This window comes from Nitrosomonas europaea, from assembly GCF_900167395.1.
GTDB lineage: Bacteria > Pseudomonadota > Gammaproteobacteria > Burkholderiales > Nitrosomonadaceae > Nitrosomonas > Nitrosomonas europaea.
The window spans coordinates 14,072-30,814 of sequence record NZ_FUWK01000013.1 but is presented as its reverse complement, the minus strand read 5'-3'; the positions used below and the strand labels follow the sequence as shown (position 1 = coordinate 30,814).

The window sequence follows — 16,743 nt, the reverse complement described above, 5'->3', positions numbered from 1 at the left end:
CAACCAGACTGTAACAGCAGCGATTGGAGGCGATATGACAAAAGTAAACATAAAGGAATACAAAGAACGAGGGCAAACTCGCCATGCTGTTTTTCTCCTGAAAAAGAGAGCTGGCTTGCTGGTCGCCGGCTGGCGCATTGCTAACTTGCTCGGTGGGTGAATCTTCATTACTCGAAAAAATATACGTAAAGCCGGGAGGTTAGTCAAACCTGCCGCTGGTCCGGCCAGGTAATCCAAAAATCAGGTACTGACGCAACGATCATGGCCGTATCATGAACAGCTCCACCCATTGATCCATGCCGATTATGGGAAAAATCAGAACACCAGAGCTGCCTGCATTTTTGTATATTGCGTCAATATTATTTCCGGCACAGGAGACATGAATCGATGATCAGTGAAAACCTGATTAAAACCCTCATAGCATTGGCAATATTTGTTCTCACCATGGCTGCAATAGGCTATCTGTTCGAAGAGGAGCTGGAAGCAGGAACGAACTGGATCGTCGATCAAATCGGTTTTCTTGGCCTTTGCCTGATTCTGCTGGTAACGGATACGTTGATCACACCCTTTCCGCCGGATGTTCTGCTACTGGTCATTGCCAAAAGTTCACTGTCTGAACACTGGTTCATGTATGTATCGATACTCGGGGTGGTTTCCTGTGTAGCAGGTATGCTCGGCTGGGGAATCGGCCGCTGGCTGGGGCATTTCGGGTTCATAAAACGCATACTCGGGGAGCTTGAGGAGAATCAGCGGGAATTCATTCACCGTTACGGATTCTGGGCGATCGCGATCGGGTCGATCACACCGTTCCCATTTTCAGTGACCTGCTGGGCAGCGGGCATGATGGCACTGCGCGGAACGACCGTTCTGGCCGCTGTACTGGTATTCCGGATTCCCCGCTTTTTCCTTTATTACTGGCTGATCATTGCAGCAAGCAGGTGGTTTTAAGGAAAAACTTACACATTGTTCTCAGCTCAGTAACGATTATTCACCCTTTATCCCGGAAACAGAGTAATTCCACTCCAGTTTACCCAGGAGTTTGAGGTTGCCCCCGGGAAAATACAGGGATTTTTCAAAGTCACGGGCCTGACCGGGTGGAATGTTGAGATCCATATTCTCGTGACTTTCCCCGATAGTCACACAGTCCTGAGAATCCGGTGTACCGGTGCAATCCTGCATGATGATCAGCAGATTGACCTGCTTGAGTGTAAATTCCTGTGAATTGTTTTTGATACGACCAGACAGCTTGTATCCACTGTAACTGGGCTTGAGTGCCACATTTTCAAAATCCAGTTCCGCCAGCGAGATACGGGAAAGAGCGCGCTCTTCCTCACGTTCATTCAGAACATAAATGAGACTGCCGACCACCCCGGTAACAATGATCACGCTCACTGCCACCTTACGGAACCATGCTGATACGATCAGCAGTATCAGCACGATCAATCCAATTACCCAAACCATGATTTTTCCAGTTTCAAGCCATATTATTCAATAGCCCGATTATATCGGGCTATTGGGATACTACGATAAATTGCGGTAACTCTTCTGCCATTCCGGATATTCCACTACTGTTTCATACACCTTACGATGTACGCTCCAACATCTCTGAAACACTACCTGTAACAACCTGAACTTCAACCTGGATAGCATTCATTATAGATCGGCTAGCTTGAATTGCAGGTTGTTACAAGCATGAAGCTTTTCTAAAGTATCTGTATTACATGAGATTAATCCCATACCTGCGGACCAGGAGGGCAAAAACTCCGAAACAGGCGATCGTAATGAAAGCACTGAGTGTCAGAGCAAGCCAAAATCCGAAGTGTTGCAGCAAGAATGGGAAAATCAGGAACATCGGGAGCGTTGGCACGACATACCAGAATGTATACCACGCATGATTGGCAATTTTGGTTTCCGGCTGATTTTCTACATGAAGCCAGATCAACGTGAGGATCGTTACCATTGGCAGTGCAGCGACCAAGGCTCCGAGCTTGTCACTGCGTTTTGCAAATTCTGAGACGATCACAACAACTGCTGCAGTTATAAAGTATTTGGTAAGGATCCAGGTCATGTGAGGTGAAATTCAAAAAGGTATTTCTTCAGTCATGCAAACTTAATACTGTAAAAATGACATAGATATCGTTCTCAAAAGGAATCCATTAAGAACGTCATGGTAGTTCAGGCGACGGTCGTTGCAACGACCATATTCAGTCTACCGTTTTCAGATACTAGTATAACGTCTCACGGCTGATAACAAAGTTGCGGACGAGCAATGCTTTTTGTTCCCCTGCCATGACTCTTTGCTTTAATTCCGCAACCTGCTGGTCAATACAGTTTGAAATACAGGTTGTTACAACTACCTGGTGATTCAGAACTTGCTCAACCCTGACAGTCAGCAGAAAGAAACCGCCGATACTTCGTTACCAGTACGTTCATAAGCCTCGACAGGTACCCTTCCACGCATCAGCAACAGTGGACAGATCGTATTACCAATGATCCGGCTGACGACACTGCCATGAACCATACGCTCCATACCTGACCGGCCATGCGTACTCATCACGATCAGATCGGCATCTTCTGCATGCACGATGCGAGCAATGACATCAGCCGGATCGCCGGCTGCAATCCGGCTGCAGGACGAAACACCCGCCAGTTGCAACCGCAACCGTATCCGTTCCAGATAGCTGATCGCCTGCCGGATGATGGGTTGTTCGCCGGCATAATCCGAACCGGCAAGTATTTGCGCATCCTGCAGTTCATCCCCGGAATCACCCGGTTCAACGACACGGATCAGATAGATAGTTGCTCCCGTATTCTGCGCAAACTGGCTGGCAACGGGAATGGCCGTCTCTGCCAGAGGAGTACCGTCGAGTGGCAGAAGAATGGTACGAGGTAAAGAATCAGGTTTCACCACCACTGCGGCAGGCACTAAAAATACCGGTGGACGGGCATTACGTACTACTTCGTCTGCCACGCTGCCGAGCAGCACCTGCCCCAGACCGGTTCTGCCATGTGTTGACATGGCAATCAGATCAACATATGCCTCTTCTGCCAGATGCAGAATGCTTGCAGCCGGCGCTCCCGACAGGAGCCGGTTCGCCACATTGAAACCGGTCTGACGAAGTTGCTGCGCCACGATATCCACTCGCTTACCTGCTTCATGTCCCTTCGACAGAGCCGTTTGCCCTGACATGAGCAATCTGGCGGTATCCTCAAACAAGGAAGAAGAAGTGGATGACAATGCCGCCATCAGCAGCAGTTCAGTCTGATCCGGTTCGACGAAACGCAGCAGATGAGGAATGGCTCGCTCCGCCAGTTCAGAGCCATCCAACGGGATAAGTGTCCGTCTGATCATATGGATACCCCTGTTCACAGGTCATCGGATAAGTATAGATTCACTCATCCCCTTTTGCCAGATCTATGAGGCGGGTGCTGCAGAGAAACACCTGTATCGTATTTATAACCTTCCCATCCCGGGAATATCTCAAAAATGCTGGATATCAGGATTCAGTCCTCAATCTTATGAATAAGAAAAATAAGAAAATATTCAAACAACCCAGGATCAGACATTCATTTATCTAATCTTGTCATCCCACTATTTCAGGTATATTCTTTTCCACAAGTAGACTGATCAGTCTACTTATAGAAAAAATGCCGAATAATCCTGAATATCAGGTACGAATATATGAAATTCCTTCCTGTAACTTATTTATTACGGAGATCTGATGACGACTGCACCAGATTTTCTATGTAACGCTCAGTCAATCTGTACTTCCTGGCCAAGTATCACTAAGTATCAAAAGCTAAGTAGGCCAATCCGGCTTACTTTCGTGTGAATCATCTGAAACAGTTCCGAGGAGGCAACATGATCACAATCTGGCAAAACTTATCGATCAATATTCAGCGCCTTTTTATTGCCCTTTGCATACTGACCGGTATCGTGCTGATCGGGATGCAGTTCCATGTTAATTCACAAGGGAGTATGTCGGACACTTATCCCAAGGGTTTTCGCGGTGGTACCTGCACGATCGAATCCGACACGCTGCTGGTCGGGTACTCCGCTTATTTCATCCCTGTCGATTATGAAATACCGGATGATTCAATGAGCGCCCTATCTGTCGTCCCTGTTTTGTGTGACAAAGTACCGGGCCCCGGCCTGCTCAGTATCACTGTCGATCTGCTGTATCCGGCCTCCATACGGGAACAGCCGGTAGCAGTCAGTCTGGCCAGAAAGAATGGCGAAAGAATAATGGAACCGCTCTTGTCGATTCCCGCCAGAAATTATCAGTCAGGCATTATTTCGCAGGAAGTTCGTATCGATGAATCAGGGGAATACGTGCTTCAGCTCTCCGGCACGGATGAATACCAGTCTGAGTTCCATCTGGATATACCCGTCACCATCGGTACGAAATGGTATGAGCCTTTTGTCCCATACTGGCCGATGCTGGTACTGGGCGTAGTTGCGGCTTTCTTTTATAACCTCAGACGAATAGTGAATTAATTTTCTACCGATATACCGGATGTCAGAGCTTTTGCGCGCGGGCTGATATTCAGTTCGATTATCAATGAAATCAGAGAGCATGATGAAGTCGGTTCTGGTGACATTGTCGAATTCCTGGCAAAGATATTTACCAGGAAATATGGTTTGAATCCCATACGTTTTTCGATGCAAACCATTTATCTTGCCAAGCTAATGGTAAGTAGATTGCATTTAACCTAAAGAGGAGAAACAGAATGAAAGACAGCACTGTTATGAAATATTGTTCTGCGTTACCGGTTTTAGTACTGGCGAGTAATCTGTCGTATGCCATGCCGGGCATGCATGGAGCCGAAAGTAGTGGAGTGACTGAGCCACCAGCTGTATCGAAAGATATGGGCGCACCCATCAACTCGCCGGGTTCGGAAATAGAGATCACTTACAGTGCCGATGGTAAAACAGCTATTTTCGTTTCGACCCGCGAGGGCAGTGTCGAATCATCTGGCACTCCTTACAATTTCGATATATGGATGGCGCGAAATGTGGATGGTGTGTGGCAGGAACCTGTTCATCTCGGTGCTGACATCGATCCCACTGTAGGGCCGAATATCAATACGTCGGCCTGGGAGCTCGAGCCCAGTTTTTCAGATGATGGCAATGTCATTTATTTCACGAGATATGAGCCTGGTGATTTATTGTCAGGTGACTTATACGTCGTCCAGAAAGTGAATGGTGTATGGCAATCAGCTAAAAACTGGAACGATGTGCCGGAACTACCCAGTATCAATACGCTGACCGGCGAAGAGCATTGTCCGATCATCGTTTCTGACAGCCTGATTTATTTCAATTACAGCCAGCCTGGGGTTACACAAGAGAGTGATATCTGGAAAGTCGAGAAAAAGGATGGTGTATGGCAGAAGCCGGTGAGCCTGGGGGCGAAAATCAATTCTCCGCAGCGTGACCACATGCACTGGACCGGGGTATCGAAAGATGGCAAAAGTATGGTCATCACCAGCACACGGATCGATCCTGATTCCCGGGGTGGGCACGATATGTGGATCTCACATCAGGATGCCAGGGGAGAATGGCAAAAACCGATCAATCTCGGTGATGTCATCAATACTCCGGGTGAGGAAATGTGCTGGACGTTCACGCCTGATGGTAAGAAATTTACCGGCAGCTGGGGACCACAAAACACGTTTGATACGGATATCCGCTGGATAAGCAAAGAGGATATTCCCTTGTTGAAAACATTCGATCCGATCGGCCCTCCACCCAACCTGCTTGTCAACAGCAACAAAGGCTGAGTCGAAATTTACTGGAGTAAAACACTAAAGCACTGACTGCTTCAGTGTTTTACGTCTGCTTACCTCGAATCCTAAAACAACACCAAGGAGACTGGAATGAGATCCGTAAGGAAACGTACAGTATTAGTATCGACACTTCTGGCACTGGTACTGACTCAAGTTGCAAGAGCAGATGATAAAGGCTCACATCCAGCCGTGATTGGCGATGTTCACTTTAAAGTAGAGTGCAACGCTACGGCACAAGCCAAGTTTAATGTAGCGGTGGCATACTATCACTCTTTTCAGTGGCAACGTGTGATTGCAACGGCTGATGACGTACTCAAGGTCGATCCCACTTGCGGTATGGCTCATTGGGTAAAGGCTCTGGCGATGCTCGATAACCCATTTGCCTGGCCAGTCACTTTGTCAGAAAAAGCAATAGCTGAGGGGCCGGTATTACTTGATGCCGCGCGCAAGGCCGGGCTCAAGACTCAGAGAGAACGAGACTATGTCGATGCACTCGCAATATTCTTCAAAGATCTGAACACCACGAACTATCGGGAAAGAGCTGAGTCCTTCGAAAAAGCGATGGCACAGCTGGCGCAACAAAATGCCGACGACAGTGAGGCAACTGTATTGTATGCGCTCATTCTCTCAAGAAACTTCGATCCCACTGACAAGACCTATCGCAACCAATTACACGCCGCCGAGCTACTTGAGCCGATCTTCGCCCGGGAGCCTAACCATCCTGGAGTAGCACACTATCTGATTCACAGTTATGACTATCCACCGTTGGCCAAGCGTGGAATCGATGCTGCGAGGAAGTACGCGAAAATCGCTCCGGACACGCCTCACTCTCTGCATATGCCATCGCACATCTTTACTCTCACAGGCTTCTGGCAAGAATCGATCGATACAAACCGCCGCGCGGCCGAGATGGCTGATGACTCGATCACCCACGATGGACATCACGCATCCGACTACATGGTATATGCCCATCTACAGTTAGGCCAGGATCTCGCGGCACGAAAAATCATGGAGCAGGAACAAGTTAGACACGGGATCGACATGATTGGGGTCGCCTATCCGTACGCTGCTATCCCTGCAAGGATTGCTCTGGAACGCAGGGCCTGGCGGGAAGCAGCAGATTTGCCGCTGTATGCGCGGGATACCTACCCATGGAAGAAATATCCGCAGGCTGAAGCAGTCAACGCGTTTGCCCGCGGTGTCGGTTCAGCGATGAGTGGAGAGCCGGCCAAGGCGAACTTTGAGGCGAAGCGGTTGATTAAACTTCGCGATGCGGCAACAGCTATGAAATTGAACTATTGGGCCGACCAGATCGATATCCAGGCTGAAGTAGTGCGCGGACTGGCAGATTTTGCAGAAGGCAAACGTGATGAGGGAATCGCAATACTGCACCGGGCGGCAGAGCGTGAAGATGCAAGCGCAAAGAACGTCGTCACCCCCGGGCCAGTCGTCCCGGCGCGAGAGATGCTGGCAACGATACTTGAACGTGACCGTAAACCGGCTGATGCACTTGCCGAGTTCGAGAAAGTTCTTGAACAGCACCCCAATCGCTATCGTACGATTGCAGGAGCAGCTCAAAATGCAAAGCAAGCTGGCAATGAACAGAAAGCTGATCACTACGCGGAGTTACTGCTTAAGTTGGCTGAACATGCTGACAGCCCGCGCCCTGAGATAGCCGAGGCAAAAAGTATGCTTGGAATGTAAATAGTCACCCCTGAAAAACACCCGTTGTTGATTGTCATTTTTGAGAGTGCGCTTGGGAATGCGGTTTTTCTCTGCCAGCTTCTCATCAATTTGCCGATCCTCAATACAACCGGAACAGGCGCCATCTAATTTTTCAGAATGTCGCTTTGATTCCGGCAAAAAAGGCCCGTCCATCTCCGGGAAGAAATACGGCCTGGTCACTTCTTGCCTGATCGACGACCAGTGACGATGAAGCGTAGGTCTTGTTGAACAGATTGGTCGTTTCACCGAAAACGGTGAAGTTGCGATTGAATCTGTATTCGGCGCGAAGATCAAGGATGGCATAGGGATCGACGTACAGAGTATTCATATTATCGACCGGGATTCTGGCAGGCACCCATTTTACGGCAGCCTGCATCACCAGATTCCCGATGATCCGTGCCTGCAGCTGTGTCTGAATGAAATGAGGAGGCGCACCCGCCAGCTGATTGTTGTTTCTCACCGGATCGTTATCGAAGCGGAAATCCTGATAGGTATAGGCTATCCGGGCAAGCAGGTGCTCGGTCAATTGTGCTTTCAGGCCGAGTTCAATTCCAAGGTGCGTGGTTTTATCGGCATTGACAGAACCGAGTGATACACCGGACTCATCCCGCAAACTCAGAAGCTCATTATCGATCCACGCGTAATAGGCCACCGCATCCCAGGTGAAAATACCGTGGCTTCCGCGCCATCCTCCTTCAAGCGTCATTGCTGTCTGGGCTTTCAGATCGGGCGTTACGAATACAGCGGCCGGTAATGCGGAATTGGCCGGATTGGGACGTCCCGCACTGCTGTTGGGTGTGCCGTTCACGGTTGCCAGCAGATCATCATGGGTGGGGGGTTCGAAGCTTTGGCTGATCGCGGTGAACAGGGTCTGGCCGGCAGCCGGACGGAAAGTCATCGCCAGGCTCGGGTTCCAACTGTCGAACGATCGTTTGTAGCGCGTACTATCGTAGGGAACTGCACCACCCGGAAGCAGCTGAGTCGGATCATTGGGCCGGTAAGCCAATGTTGGCCGGGTAGGCGAATCATAGGTATCTTTGTTATCGCGGGTTGCACGAGAATACGAAATGGCAGGAGTCAGCGTCAGATTCCGATGAATCGGAATATTGAGGTTGGCATGCAGCGACAATGTTGTTGCATCGAGCTTGTTTGAACCGAAATGTTCCCCTTTCGTACCGGATCGGTTCAGATAATTTTTCCGATCGGCCCATCCTGCCGTGTAGTACGCCGCCGATTCAAATATCGGCAGTGCATTTTTATCTGTCGATTCGATGGTATACCGGATGACACCCGTCAGATCACTGCCGCGGGTTTCACGTATCCCGGATGAAACCGGAAAGCGGAATGTATCATCCGTATGGGTAAATCCCAGGGCAAGATCCAGAATATGTCTATCGAACTGAAGTGTGGTCCTCGATCCGACCAGGAACTGACTGGCTGTTCGCTCAGGCTGGTCGCGAATGACGTTTGGCCCGGGGTAGATTGCACCGGCAGGTATGACGACGGGACCGGCAGAAACACTTCTGGGGCTGCTTTTCAATTGATCCTTCGAAAGTGGTCCGGCCACATCGAAACCGAGGTCGGTATAACTCGCGAACAGCCGAGTCGTAACATCCTCGGAAAGATGCCAGCCAGCATTCCCGCTGACACTGAAACGTCTGGAATCATTGTAGTCGCGATAGCCGTCCCGCCGGTTGAAATCGGCCTGGATCAGACCATCGAAATCGCCCGAGGTAGCGCCTGCCTGACCGGAAAGATTCAATTGTCCGAAACTGCCTCCACTGATCATCATCCGGGTATTCGGTGAAGTAATACCTGACGGGGAAATGAAATTCAATGCTCCGCCCAGTACATTTGCACTCAGCCGGTTTGCCATATAGCCCCGATAGACTTCGATCGCTTCTGCCTGGCGGGGATTGATGAAACCAACGATATAGGATCCATCAGCACGGTTGATAGGAAGACCGTTTTGCAGTACCAGAATCCCCCGCTCTACCGGATTCTGCTGCAGGCCCGAACCGCGAATCTGGATACGGGGCTGATCATTCCCTCCGAAAAAATCCTGCACGATCAGGCCAGGCGTTCCAAAAAATGCCTTCGATGCCGTCAGATTTGCCGCACCCGGCATCTCTTCCGCAGCGATGTATGAAGTCCCGCCCGGCAGTGATTCAAGTTTGGTACGAGAAGAAAATGAATCTTCCTCACGTGGGGCAGTAATGACGATCGGCTTCAGTAATGTTGCCCCCGGTGTGGCGGATTGTGCGTAACAAATTTGACTGGCCATGAAAAAAACCAGCATAAACATTGAGCCTGAGCAGGCTGTGCGCCACGGTATGAAAAATAACCTCGATCCCGGTTGTGTCCCTGAATATTGTTTCATGATGCCACTCGTACAATTTAACAGTTGTCATTTACGTGCCAATATCATACAAGATAACAATAATAATTATCATTAACAACTGAAATGCACACACTCTTGTGCTTTGCAACACCTGCTCAAAGCAGTTGTTCGATATCTCCGGTCAGTGATTCCGGTTTATCGGCAGGTGCATAACGCCTGACCACGTGGCCGGATCGGTCTACCAGGAATTTGGTGAAATTCCATTTGATTGCTTTAGTGCCCAGTACACCAGATTTCTCATTCTTCAGATATCGATAGAGCGGATGGGTATTGGCGCCATTCACTTCGATTTTTGCGAATACCGGAAAGCTGACGTCATAGCGGGTGGTACAAAATTGCTGAATCTCGGACTCACTGCCGGGTTCCTGGTGGCCAAACTGGTTACAGGGAAAAGCGAGTACGACGAATCCTCGGTCCTTGTAGCGACGGTACAGATCCTCCAGGCCCTGATACTGCGGTGTAAACCCGCATTTGCTGGCAGTATTCACAATCAGCAGAACTTTACCCTTATAATCGCCGAGCAATTTGTCCTGCCCATCCATGGTTTTGATACCGCAGTCGTAAATATTCATCACTATTTATAACCCTATTCAGAAATTATCATGATCAGGAAAAACCCCAGGGGTGATCAGCCGATCGTCCATGAAAGCGCTTTTGTCGATCCAACCGCCATCCTCTGCGGACGTATCGTAGTGCATGAGAATGTATTTATCGGCCCTTACGCCGTCATCCGGGCAGATGAAGTGGATGAAACCGGACACATGGAACCCATCACCGTGGGTGCACATTCCAATATACAGGATGGCGTGGTCATTCACTCCAAATCAGGTGCTGCAGTAACGATCGGAGAACGTACCTCGATCGCTCACCGGGCGATCGTGCACGGGCCGTGTACCGTCGGCCCGGATGTATTCATCGGATTCAACAGCGTGCTGTTCAACTGCACGATCGGTGAAGGTTGTGTCGTTCGACATAACGCGGTCGTTGATGGTTGTGATCTGCCACCCGGTTTTTATGTTCCCTCCACCCAGAGGATCGGGCCGCGCACTGATTTATCCACCATTCCGAAAGTATCACCCAAAGCTTCAGAATTTTCGGAAGATGTAGCCAGAACCAACAACACTCTGGTACAAGGGTATAAACACATCCAGAATGAACTGTAGGTTTTCAATGGCAGATCTTCTGTGTTTGACTAGACAAGTTGTACTGGACCCGGATAGCCAGCCTTGGCAATGACAAATGGCTCGCCTTTGGCAGCTTGCTCCACCAACCGGGACAGCTGAGTTTTAGCATCATGAATGTTGTACGTCCGCATCCTATTTTTCCAATTCAACTTAGTTTAATTGACTTAGTTTATCTAAATTCAACATCCCGTTTCAGCTCCAACAAATATCCATTTTCATCCACATAAAAGCACACCGACAATTCGGCCCTATCCTTATCCAGCTTCTGCAGCAAAGCATCTTTGCAGTCGGGCAGGTAATAGAGTATTTTCCAGTGGAATACCTGATTACCGAGGCCGGACATGAAGATGGGCAGTTTATCCCGTACTGTAAAACGTATTCTGATCATCACAGTCATCCTTCTCGCTGCGGGGAGCGCTGTATTTTCATGGGTACTGCATACGGAGCAGGATGAAAGCCTGCTATATCTGTACGGGAACGTCGATATCCGGGAAGTACAGTTAGCCTTCCGTCAGCCGGGGCGAGTGGCGCAGATGATGTTCGATGAGGGAGATGCCGTGGTAGCCGGTACACGCATGGCAACGCTCGATGCTCAGCCGTATCAGGAGGCGTTTGCGACAGCAGAAGCATCCGTGCGGGTGGCACAGGCGGAGCTGGCCAAGATGCGCCGCGGTTTGCGCCCGCAGGAAATCATTCAGGCACAGGAAGCACTCAACCAGGCACAGGCGGTGGCGCGCCGGGCCGAGCGTGACTACGTGCGTCTGAGTAGATTGCTTCCTTCGAAAGCAAGCAGTCAGCAGGATGTGGACAATGCACGTGCTGCACGGGATCAGGCCATTGCCGGTGTCAAGGCGGCCAAAGCGGCTTTATCCCAGGCCAGGGAGGGATTCCGCAAAGAAGATATCGCTGCGGCTGAAGCACAGCTGGCGGCTGCAATGGCCACGCGGGATCAGGCGGCTACCGCGCTGGCCGATACCGAACTGTTTGCACCGAGCGATGGTACCGTCATCACCCGGATCCGTGAACCGGGCAGCATGGTCGTCAGTCAGAGTGCCGTCTACAATCTGAGCCTTGACAAGCCGGTGTACGTGCGCGCTTACATCGGTGAAACGGCTTTGGGTCGCATTGCCCCCGGAACGCCGGTACAGGTGCGCAGTGATTCCTCAAAAAAGATCTACCATGGCCAGATCGGCTTCATCTCGCCACGCGCCGAATTTACGCCTAAAACAGTAGAAACCACCGATCTGCGCACCGACCTGGTTTATCGCCTGCGGATCGTAGTGAGTGATGCCGACGCCGCATTGCGACAGGGCATGCCGATAACGATCGAAGTCGATACCCGGCCGGCTGCCGACCTGTCCGCCAAGGATTTGTGATATGTATCCCGTGGCTGCTTTGCCGCCCTCTTCAGCTGCTGAGCATGACGATACCGCCATTATCATCGACCATGTCGACAAGCATTTCGGCAATGTGCATGCCCTGCGCGACCTCAGCGCAGAGATTCATTACGGCCGCCTGACCGGTCTGGTCGGCCCGGACGGTGCCGGCAAGACTACCCTGATGCGTATCCTGACCGGCCTGCTGGTGCCGGATGCCGGCCACGCCACCCTAGCCGGATTCGATGTGGTAGCAAATAACGATGCCATTCACGTGGTAAGCGGCTATATGCCTCAGCGCTTCGGTTTATATGAAGATCTGACCGTGATGGAAAACATGCATCTGTATGCACAACTGCGCGGCATGGATGCCGGCCGGCATATTGATCTGTTTACCAAACTACTCGATTTCACCCGCCTTGCACCCTTCACCGGACGCCTGGCCGGAAAACTCTCCGGCGGCATGAAACAGAAACTGGGCCTGGCCTGCGCCCTGATGGCGCGACCCAGGGTGCTGCTGCTGGATGAGCCGAGTGTTGGTGTCGATCCGGTCAGCCGTCAGGATCTGTGGCGCATGGTGCAGGCATTGACGGGCGAAGGCATGGCTGTCGTCTGGTCTACTGCTTATCTCGATGAAGCCGAACGTTGCGACAGCGTACTGTTGCTCAACGAAGGCCGGCTCGCTTTTGCCGGTCCACCTGGTGAACTGACCGGACGCCTCAAGGGTCGCAGCTTCCGCCTGGAAGCTGTCGGTGCCCAGCGCCGGGCGGTGCTGGCTGAAGCACTGGACCTGGATACGATCGGCGATGGCGTGATTCAGGGTGCCGGGGTACGTGTCGTATTGCGTGCCGGTGCGGGGCCGGAGAAAATCCAGGCACTTGCCGGCAGGGTTGGCGCGCGTCTAACACCGGTCCCGGCCCGTTTCGAAGATGCCTTCATCGATCTGCTGGGCGGTGGCCCGGGTGGTACATCGGCACTGGCTGAGCGTCTGTCGCCCGTTGAACTGACTTCGGATATCGCGGTTTCCTGCCACAACCTGACCAAACGTTTCGGTGATTTCATTGCGACCGATAATGTCAGTTTCAAGGTGCATAAAGGTGAAATTTTCGGATTGCTCGGCCCTAATGGCGCCGGCAAATCGACCACTTTCAAAATGTTGTGCGGGTTACTCAAACCTACCGGCGGTGAAGCGCACGTAGTCGGCCTGGATTTGCGCCGGGCGCCCGGTATCGCGAAAGCACAACTGGGTTACATGGCACAGAAGTTTTCTCTCTACGGCCTGCTCTCGGTACGTCAGAACCTGGAATTCTCAGCCGGTGTCTACGGGCTGGACAGCACCACGCAGCGCGAACGCATCGAAGAGATGATCAGAATTTTTGATCTGCATGACTGGCTGTCCGCCGCACCCGATTCTCTGCCGCTGGGGCATAAACAGCGTCTGGCACTGGCTTGTGCGCTGATGCACCATCCCCCGGTGCTGTTTCTGGATGAGCCGACCTCGGGCGTCGATCCGATCACGCGGCGCGAATTCTGGACACATATCAACGGCCTGGCGCGCAAAGGGGTGACGATCATGGTCACGACCCACTTCATGGATGAAGCCGAGTATTGTGACCGCGTGGCGATGCTTTACCGTGCCCGTCTGATTGCCCTGGATACCCCCGACGTACTCAAGCGTGATGCAGCCAGCGCTGATCGACCGGATCCGACCATGGAAGATGCCTTCATTCATCTGGTGGAAACTTCGGCGCTCACCGATGAAGTAAAAATATGAAAAGCGCATCCGGCCAGGAAAAAAGCATCGTCGTGCGCCGCTTTGATCCGGCACGCTTCGTCGCACTGGTACGCAAGGAAAGCCTGCAGGCAATGCGGGATCCGTCCACACTGCTGATTGCTCTGGTTCTGCCGCTGATTCTGCTGTTCCTGTTTGCCTACGCCGTATCGCTGGATGTACGCCACGTGCGCATCGGTGTCGTTCTGGAATCCCCCGGAGCAACAGCCCGAACACTGGCGGATGCTTTTTCCGGCACGCACTATCTGGACGTAACTTTTGCCTACGATCGTCGCGAAGTCGCCGGGAAACTCATTGCCGGCGAGCTGCGCGGTTATGTAGTGATCCCACAGAATTTTGAACGCCACTTCGCAGATACGGGCAGTCCGCTGGTACAGATCATCACCGATGGTTCGCAACCCAACACGGCCAATTTCGTAGCCAACTATGCCCAAGGTGTCGTGCAGACCTGGATGGCCAGTCTCACTGAAACCATGCCGATGCCGGCTGTCCAGCTGGAACCGCGTTACTGGTTCAACCCCGAGCTGGCCAGTCGACGTGCGCTGGTACCAGGCGCCATTGCCATCATTATGACCATTATCGGCACCTTGCTGACTGCACTGGTCGTAGCGCGTGAATGGGAACGCGGCACTATGGAAGCGATTCTGTCCACGCCGGCATCGGTACTGGAGATTCTGGTCGGCAAGCTGCTGCCGTATTTCGTGCTGGGGATGCTGTCCACCCTGATCGCGGCAGCGCTGGCCGTGTTCCTGTTCAATGTGCCGTTACGCGGTTCACTGTTCGCACTGCTGGTGCTTTCCGCGGTATTCATGATGCCGGCACTGGGCCAGGGGCTGCTGATTTCATCACTGGCACGCAACCAGTTCCTCGCCTCACAGCTGGCTTTGTTTTCCGGCTATCTGCCCGCGTTCATGCTATCGGGCTTCCTGTTCGAAATCGATGCCATGCCCGCGCTCATCCGGGCGATCACCTGGCTGATTCCGGCGCGTTATTTCGTCTCTTCGCTGAAAACGATATTCCTGGCGGGAGATGTCTGGAGCGTTTTCCTGCCCGATCTGCTGGGTATGGCAACGATCGGCCTGATATTTTTTCTGATTGCGCAGCGTTATACACGCAAAAGTCTGGAGTGATGAACGATGTTTTATCATGATTTCCGGACCATGCTCATCCGCCTGCGCGCTCAGTTCATCAAAGAGCTGCTCTGTATTCTGCGTGATCCGCGCAACCGGGTCGTAGTGTTCGTTCCCCCGCTGATGCAGCTCCTGATATTCTCCTACGCTGCCACCATGGAGGTACGCAATCTCGATATTGCCGTATACAACCAGGATACCGGGCGTGCAGCGCAGGAACTCGTATGGCATCTGGAAGCCGCCCGCTTCATTGCGCAGGTACACCATGTCCACAGCAATACCGCATTGCGTGAACAGCTGGTACAGGGCAAGGTAATCGCCGCGATTGCCATTCCTGCTGATTTTTCCCGCACCGTTGCGGTCAGCGGGAGTGGCCACGCACAGGTACTGGTCGATGGTCGGCGCAGTAATTCCGGCCAGATCGTCGTGGGTTATCTGTCCTCCATCGCCAGAGACATCCGCTTTACGGCAGATACCGCGCCGATACCGGAAACATCGGTAACCGTGCGCCACTGGTTCAATCCCAATCTGGTTTATCTCTGGTTCATGGTCCCCGGCCTGACCGGCACACTCGCTTTTTTCAGCGCACTCATGATCACCGCGCTGTCCATTGCCCGGGAACGTGAATTGGGTACTTTCGATCAACTGCTGGTATCACCTGCTTCGACGCTCGAGATCATCCTGTCCAAATCATTGCCGGCACTGGTCATCAGCTCCCTGCTCGCTTTACTGATGATTACCCTGGCAATCTGGTTTTTCCGGATCCCGTTCACAGGCTCATTCGGATTGCTGCTGATCGGGCTTGTGTTATTCATTCTGTCGGCAGTGGGTATCGGCCTGGTGATTTCCGCCATCAGCATGACTCAGCAGCAGGCCATCCTGGGCGGATTTGTCATCGGTGTACCGACTGTGCTGATATCAGGCTTTGCCACCCCGGTGGAAAATATGCCGCTGCTGCTGCAATGGCTGGCCCAGGCCATTCCGCTCACCCATTTTCTGATCATTATCGAAGGCTGTTTTCTCAAAGCACTTCCACCCCGGGATGTTCTTGCCAATCTCTGGCCTCTGGCAGTCATTGCTTTTACCATGCTGCCGATCGCCATGATCTTTGCCCGCAGCCGATTGCAGTGAAATAAAAACAGCATATCAATCGCGTGAAATCATCAGTTTTACCTTCTTCCCGGAAATGCATTTTTTCTGACAGTTCTTTGCACATATCCGCCATCCATGCCAGAATAAAAAAACACCCGGCCGGAAATGCAATTTCCGGCGCTTGTTTTCTGCCCGTTTTCTGCAACCGCCCGGGTCCTTCTTCATACGGACGGCTACCATGATACTCCATGCAATG

Annotated in this window: 16 protein-coding genes; 10 read left to right on the top strand and 6 right to left on the bottom strand. The window is 51.8% G+C overall.

Annotation, left to right across the window (positions count from 1 at the left end; all coding sequences use genetic code 11):
* Positions 1-34 precede the first annotated feature (34 nt).
* Both B5D58_RS14295 and B5D58_RS05885 read left to right on the top strand, forming a co-directional pair.
* Entirely contained in the window at positions 35-160 is a 126-nt protein-coding gene (locus B5D58_RS14295; RefSeq protein ID WP_256335804.1) for a hypothetical protein, read from the top strand.
* A 227-nt stretch (positions 161-387) separates the two neighbouring features.
* Positions 388-948 carry a YqaA family protein gene (locus B5D58_RS05885; protein WP_011111786.1) on the top strand — a complete coding sequence of 187 codons (561 nt, stop codon included), beginning with the start codon at positions 388-390 and terminating at the stop codon, positions 946-948.
* Between the two features lie 36 nt (positions 949-984).
* On the opposite strand, the gene B5D58_RS05880 is transcribed toward B5D58_RS05885, so the two are convergent.
* The 3 genes from B5D58_RS05880 to B5D58_RS05870 form a co-directional block, all read right to left on the bottom strand.
* Positions 985-1,461: a hypothetical protein gene (locus tag B5D58_RS05880; protein WP_011111787.1), complete on the bottom strand. Its 477-nt coding sequence runs from the start codon at positions 1,459-1,461 to the stop codon at positions 985-987.
* A 256-nt stretch (positions 1,462-1,717) separates the two neighbouring features.
* Positions 1,718-2,068, bottom strand: a complete 351-nt coding sequence (locus tag B5D58_RS05875; protein ID WP_011111788.1) for a DUF3147 family protein — start codon at positions 2,066-2,068, stop codon at positions 1,718-1,720.
* Positions 2,069-2,389: 321 nt separating this feature from the next.
* Positions 2,390-3,352, bottom strand: coding sequence for a universal stress protein (locus tag B5D58_RS05870; protein ID WP_011111789.1), 963 nt, complete (start codon positions 3,350-3,352; stop codon positions 2,390-2,392).
* Positions 3,353-3,862: 510 nt separating this feature from the next.
* Here B5D58_RS05870 and B5D58_RS05865 point away from each other — a divergent pair.
* The 3 genes from B5D58_RS05865 to B5D58_RS05850 all read left to right on the top strand — a co-directional run bounded on the left by B5D58_RS05865 (position 3,863) and on the right by B5D58_RS05850 (position 7,491).
* The gene (locus tag B5D58_RS05865) at positions 3,863-4,498 is read left to right on the top strand and encodes a hypothetical protein (protein WP_011111790.1); all 636 of its coding nucleotides are present in this window, start codon (positions 3,863-3,865) and stop codon (positions 4,496-4,498) included.
* Positions 4,499-4,731: 233 nt separating this feature from the next.
* On the top strand, positions 4,732-5,781 hold the full coding sequence (locus B5D58_RS05855; RefSeq protein ID WP_011111791.1) for a PD40 domain-containing protein: 1,050 nt from the start codon (positions 4,732-4,734) through the stop codon (positions 5,779-5,781).
* Between the two features lie 96 nt (positions 5,782-5,877).
* Entirely contained in the window at positions 5,878-7,491 is a 1,614-nt protein-coding gene (locus B5D58_RS05850) for a tetratricopeptide repeat protein (protein ID WP_011111792.1), read from the top strand.
* 133 nt (positions 7,492-7,624) lie between these two features.
* Here B5D58_RS05850 and B5D58_RS05845 read toward each other — a convergent pair whose 3' ends face one another.
* Together B5D58_RS05845 and B5D58_RS05840 are read right to left on the bottom strand one after the other, a co-directional pair.
* Positions 7,625-9,796 (bottom strand): TonB-dependent receptor family protein, encoded by a 2,172-nt coding sequence (locus tag B5D58_RS05845; RefSeq protein ID WP_198407864.1) that lies wholly within the window; start codon positions 9,794-9,796, stop codon positions 7,625-7,627.
* Between the two features lie 212 nt (positions 9,797-10,008).
* Positions 10,009-10,485, bottom strand: coding sequence for a glutathione peroxidase (locus tag B5D58_RS05840; protein ID WP_011111794.1), 477 nt, complete (start codon positions 10,483-10,485; stop codon positions 10,009-10,011).
* A 30-nt stretch (positions 10,486-10,515) separates the two neighbouring features.
* Here B5D58_RS05840 and B5D58_RS05835 point away from each other — a divergent pair, with 30 nt between their 5' ends.
* Entirely contained in the window at positions 10,516-11,076 is a 561-nt protein-coding gene (locus B5D58_RS05835) for a gamma carbonic anhydrase family protein (RefSeq protein WP_011111795.1), read from the top strand.
* Positions 11,077-11,105: 29 nt separating this feature from the next.
* On the opposite strand, the gene B5D58_RS05830 is transcribed toward B5D58_RS05835, so the two are convergent.
* A complete protein-coding gene (locus tag B5D58_RS05830) occupies positions 11,106-11,228 on the bottom strand; it encodes a type II toxin-antitoxin system Phd/YefM family antitoxin (RefSeq protein ID WP_198407865.1) in 123 nt (40 codons plus the stop codon).
* Positions 11,229-11,438: 210 nt separating this feature from the next.
* On the opposite strand from B5D58_RS05830, the gene hlyD reads away from it, so the two are divergent.
* The 4 genes from hlyD to B5D58_RS05810 are packed head-to-tail and all read left to right on the top strand — an operon-like array spanning position 11,439 to position 16,526.
* Positions 11,439-12,473 (top strand): secretion protein HlyD, encoded by a 1,035-nt coding sequence (gene hlyD / locus B5D58_RS05825; protein WP_011111796.1) that lies wholly within the window; start codon positions 11,439-11,441, stop codon positions 12,471-12,473.
* A 1-nt stretch (position 12,474) separates the two neighbouring features.
* Positions 12,475-14,247 carry an ATP-binding cassette domain-containing protein gene (locus B5D58_RS05820; protein ID WP_011111797.1) on the top strand — a complete coding sequence of 591 codons (1,773 nt, stop codon included), beginning with the start codon at positions 12,475-12,477 and terminating at the stop codon, positions 14,245-14,247.
* Positions 14,244-15,395 carry an ABC transporter permease gene (locus B5D58_RS05815; protein ID WP_011111798.1) on the top strand — a complete coding sequence of 384 codons (1,152 nt, stop codon included), beginning with the start codon at positions 14,244-14,246 and terminating at the stop codon, positions 15,393-15,395. Before B5D58_RS05820 ends, B5D58_RS05815 begins: the two co-directional genes overlap by 4 nt.
* A gap of 6 nt (positions 15,396-15,401) precedes the next feature.
* Positions 15,402-16,526, top strand: a complete 1,125-nt coding sequence (locus tag B5D58_RS05810) for an ABC transporter permease (protein WP_011111799.1) — start codon at positions 15,402-15,404, stop codon at positions 16,524-16,526.
* Positions 16,527-16,743 lie beyond the last annotated feature (217 nt).

Coding starts and splice junctions, on each gene's coding strand:
- B5D58_RS05855 (WP_011111791.1), top strand. CDS start 4,732: ATGAAAGACAGCACTGTTATGAAATATTGTTCTGCGTTACCGGTTTTA.
- B5D58_RS05820 (WP_011111797.1), top strand. CDS start 12,475: ATGTATCCCGTGGCTGCTTTGCCGCCCTCTTCAGCTGCTGAGCATGAC.
- B5D58_RS14295 (WP_256335804.1), top strand. CDS start 35: ATGACAAAAGTAAACATAAAGGAATACAAAGAACGAGGGCAAACTCGC.
- B5D58_RS05865 (WP_011111790.1), top strand. CDS start 3,863: ATGATCACAATCTGGCAAAACTTATCGATCAATATTCAGCGCCTTTTT.
- B5D58_RS05845 (WP_198407864.1), bottom strand. CDS start 9,796: ATGGCCAGTCAAATTTGTTACGCACAATCCGCCACACCGGGGGCAACA.
- B5D58_RS05870 (WP_011111789.1), bottom strand. CDS start 3,352: ATGATCAGACGGACACTTATCCCGTTGGATGGCTCTGAACTGGCGGAG.
- B5D58_RS05875 (WP_011111788.1), bottom strand. CDS start 2,068: ATGACCTGGATCCTTACCAAATACTTTATAACTGCAGCAGTTGTTGTG.
- B5D58_RS05850 (WP_011111792.1), top strand. CDS start 5,878: ATGAGATCCGTAAGGAAACGTACAGTATTAGTATCGACACTTCTGGCA.
- hlyD (WP_011111796.1), top strand. CDS start 11,439: ATGAAGATGGGCAGTTTATCCCGTACTGTAAAACGTATTCTGATCATC.
- B5D58_RS05885 (WP_011111786.1), top strand. CDS start 388: ATGATCAGTGAAAACCTGATTAAAACCCTCATAGCATTGGCAATATTT.
- B5D58_RS05840 (WP_011111794.1), bottom strand. CDS start 10,485: ATGAATATTTACGACTGCGGTATCAAAACCATGGATGGGCAGGACAAA.
- B5D58_RS05830 (WP_198407865.1), bottom strand. CDS start 11,228: ATGCGGACGTACAACATTCATGATGCTAAAACTCAGCTGTCCCGGTTG.
- B5D58_RS05880 (WP_011111787.1), bottom strand. CDS start 1,461: ATGGTTTGGGTAATTGGATTGATCGTGCTGATACTGCTGATCGTATCA.
- B5D58_RS05835 (WP_011111795.1), top strand. CDS start 10,516: ATGATCAGGAAAAACCCCAGGGGTGATCAGCCGATCGTCCATGAAAGC.
- B5D58_RS05815 (WP_011111798.1), top strand. CDS start 14,244: ATGAAAAGCGCATCCGGCCAGGAAAAAAGCATCGTCGTGCGCCGCTTT.
- B5D58_RS05810 (WP_011111799.1), top strand. CDS start 15,402: ATGTTTTATCATGATTTCCGGACCATGCTCATCCGCCTGCGCGCTCAG.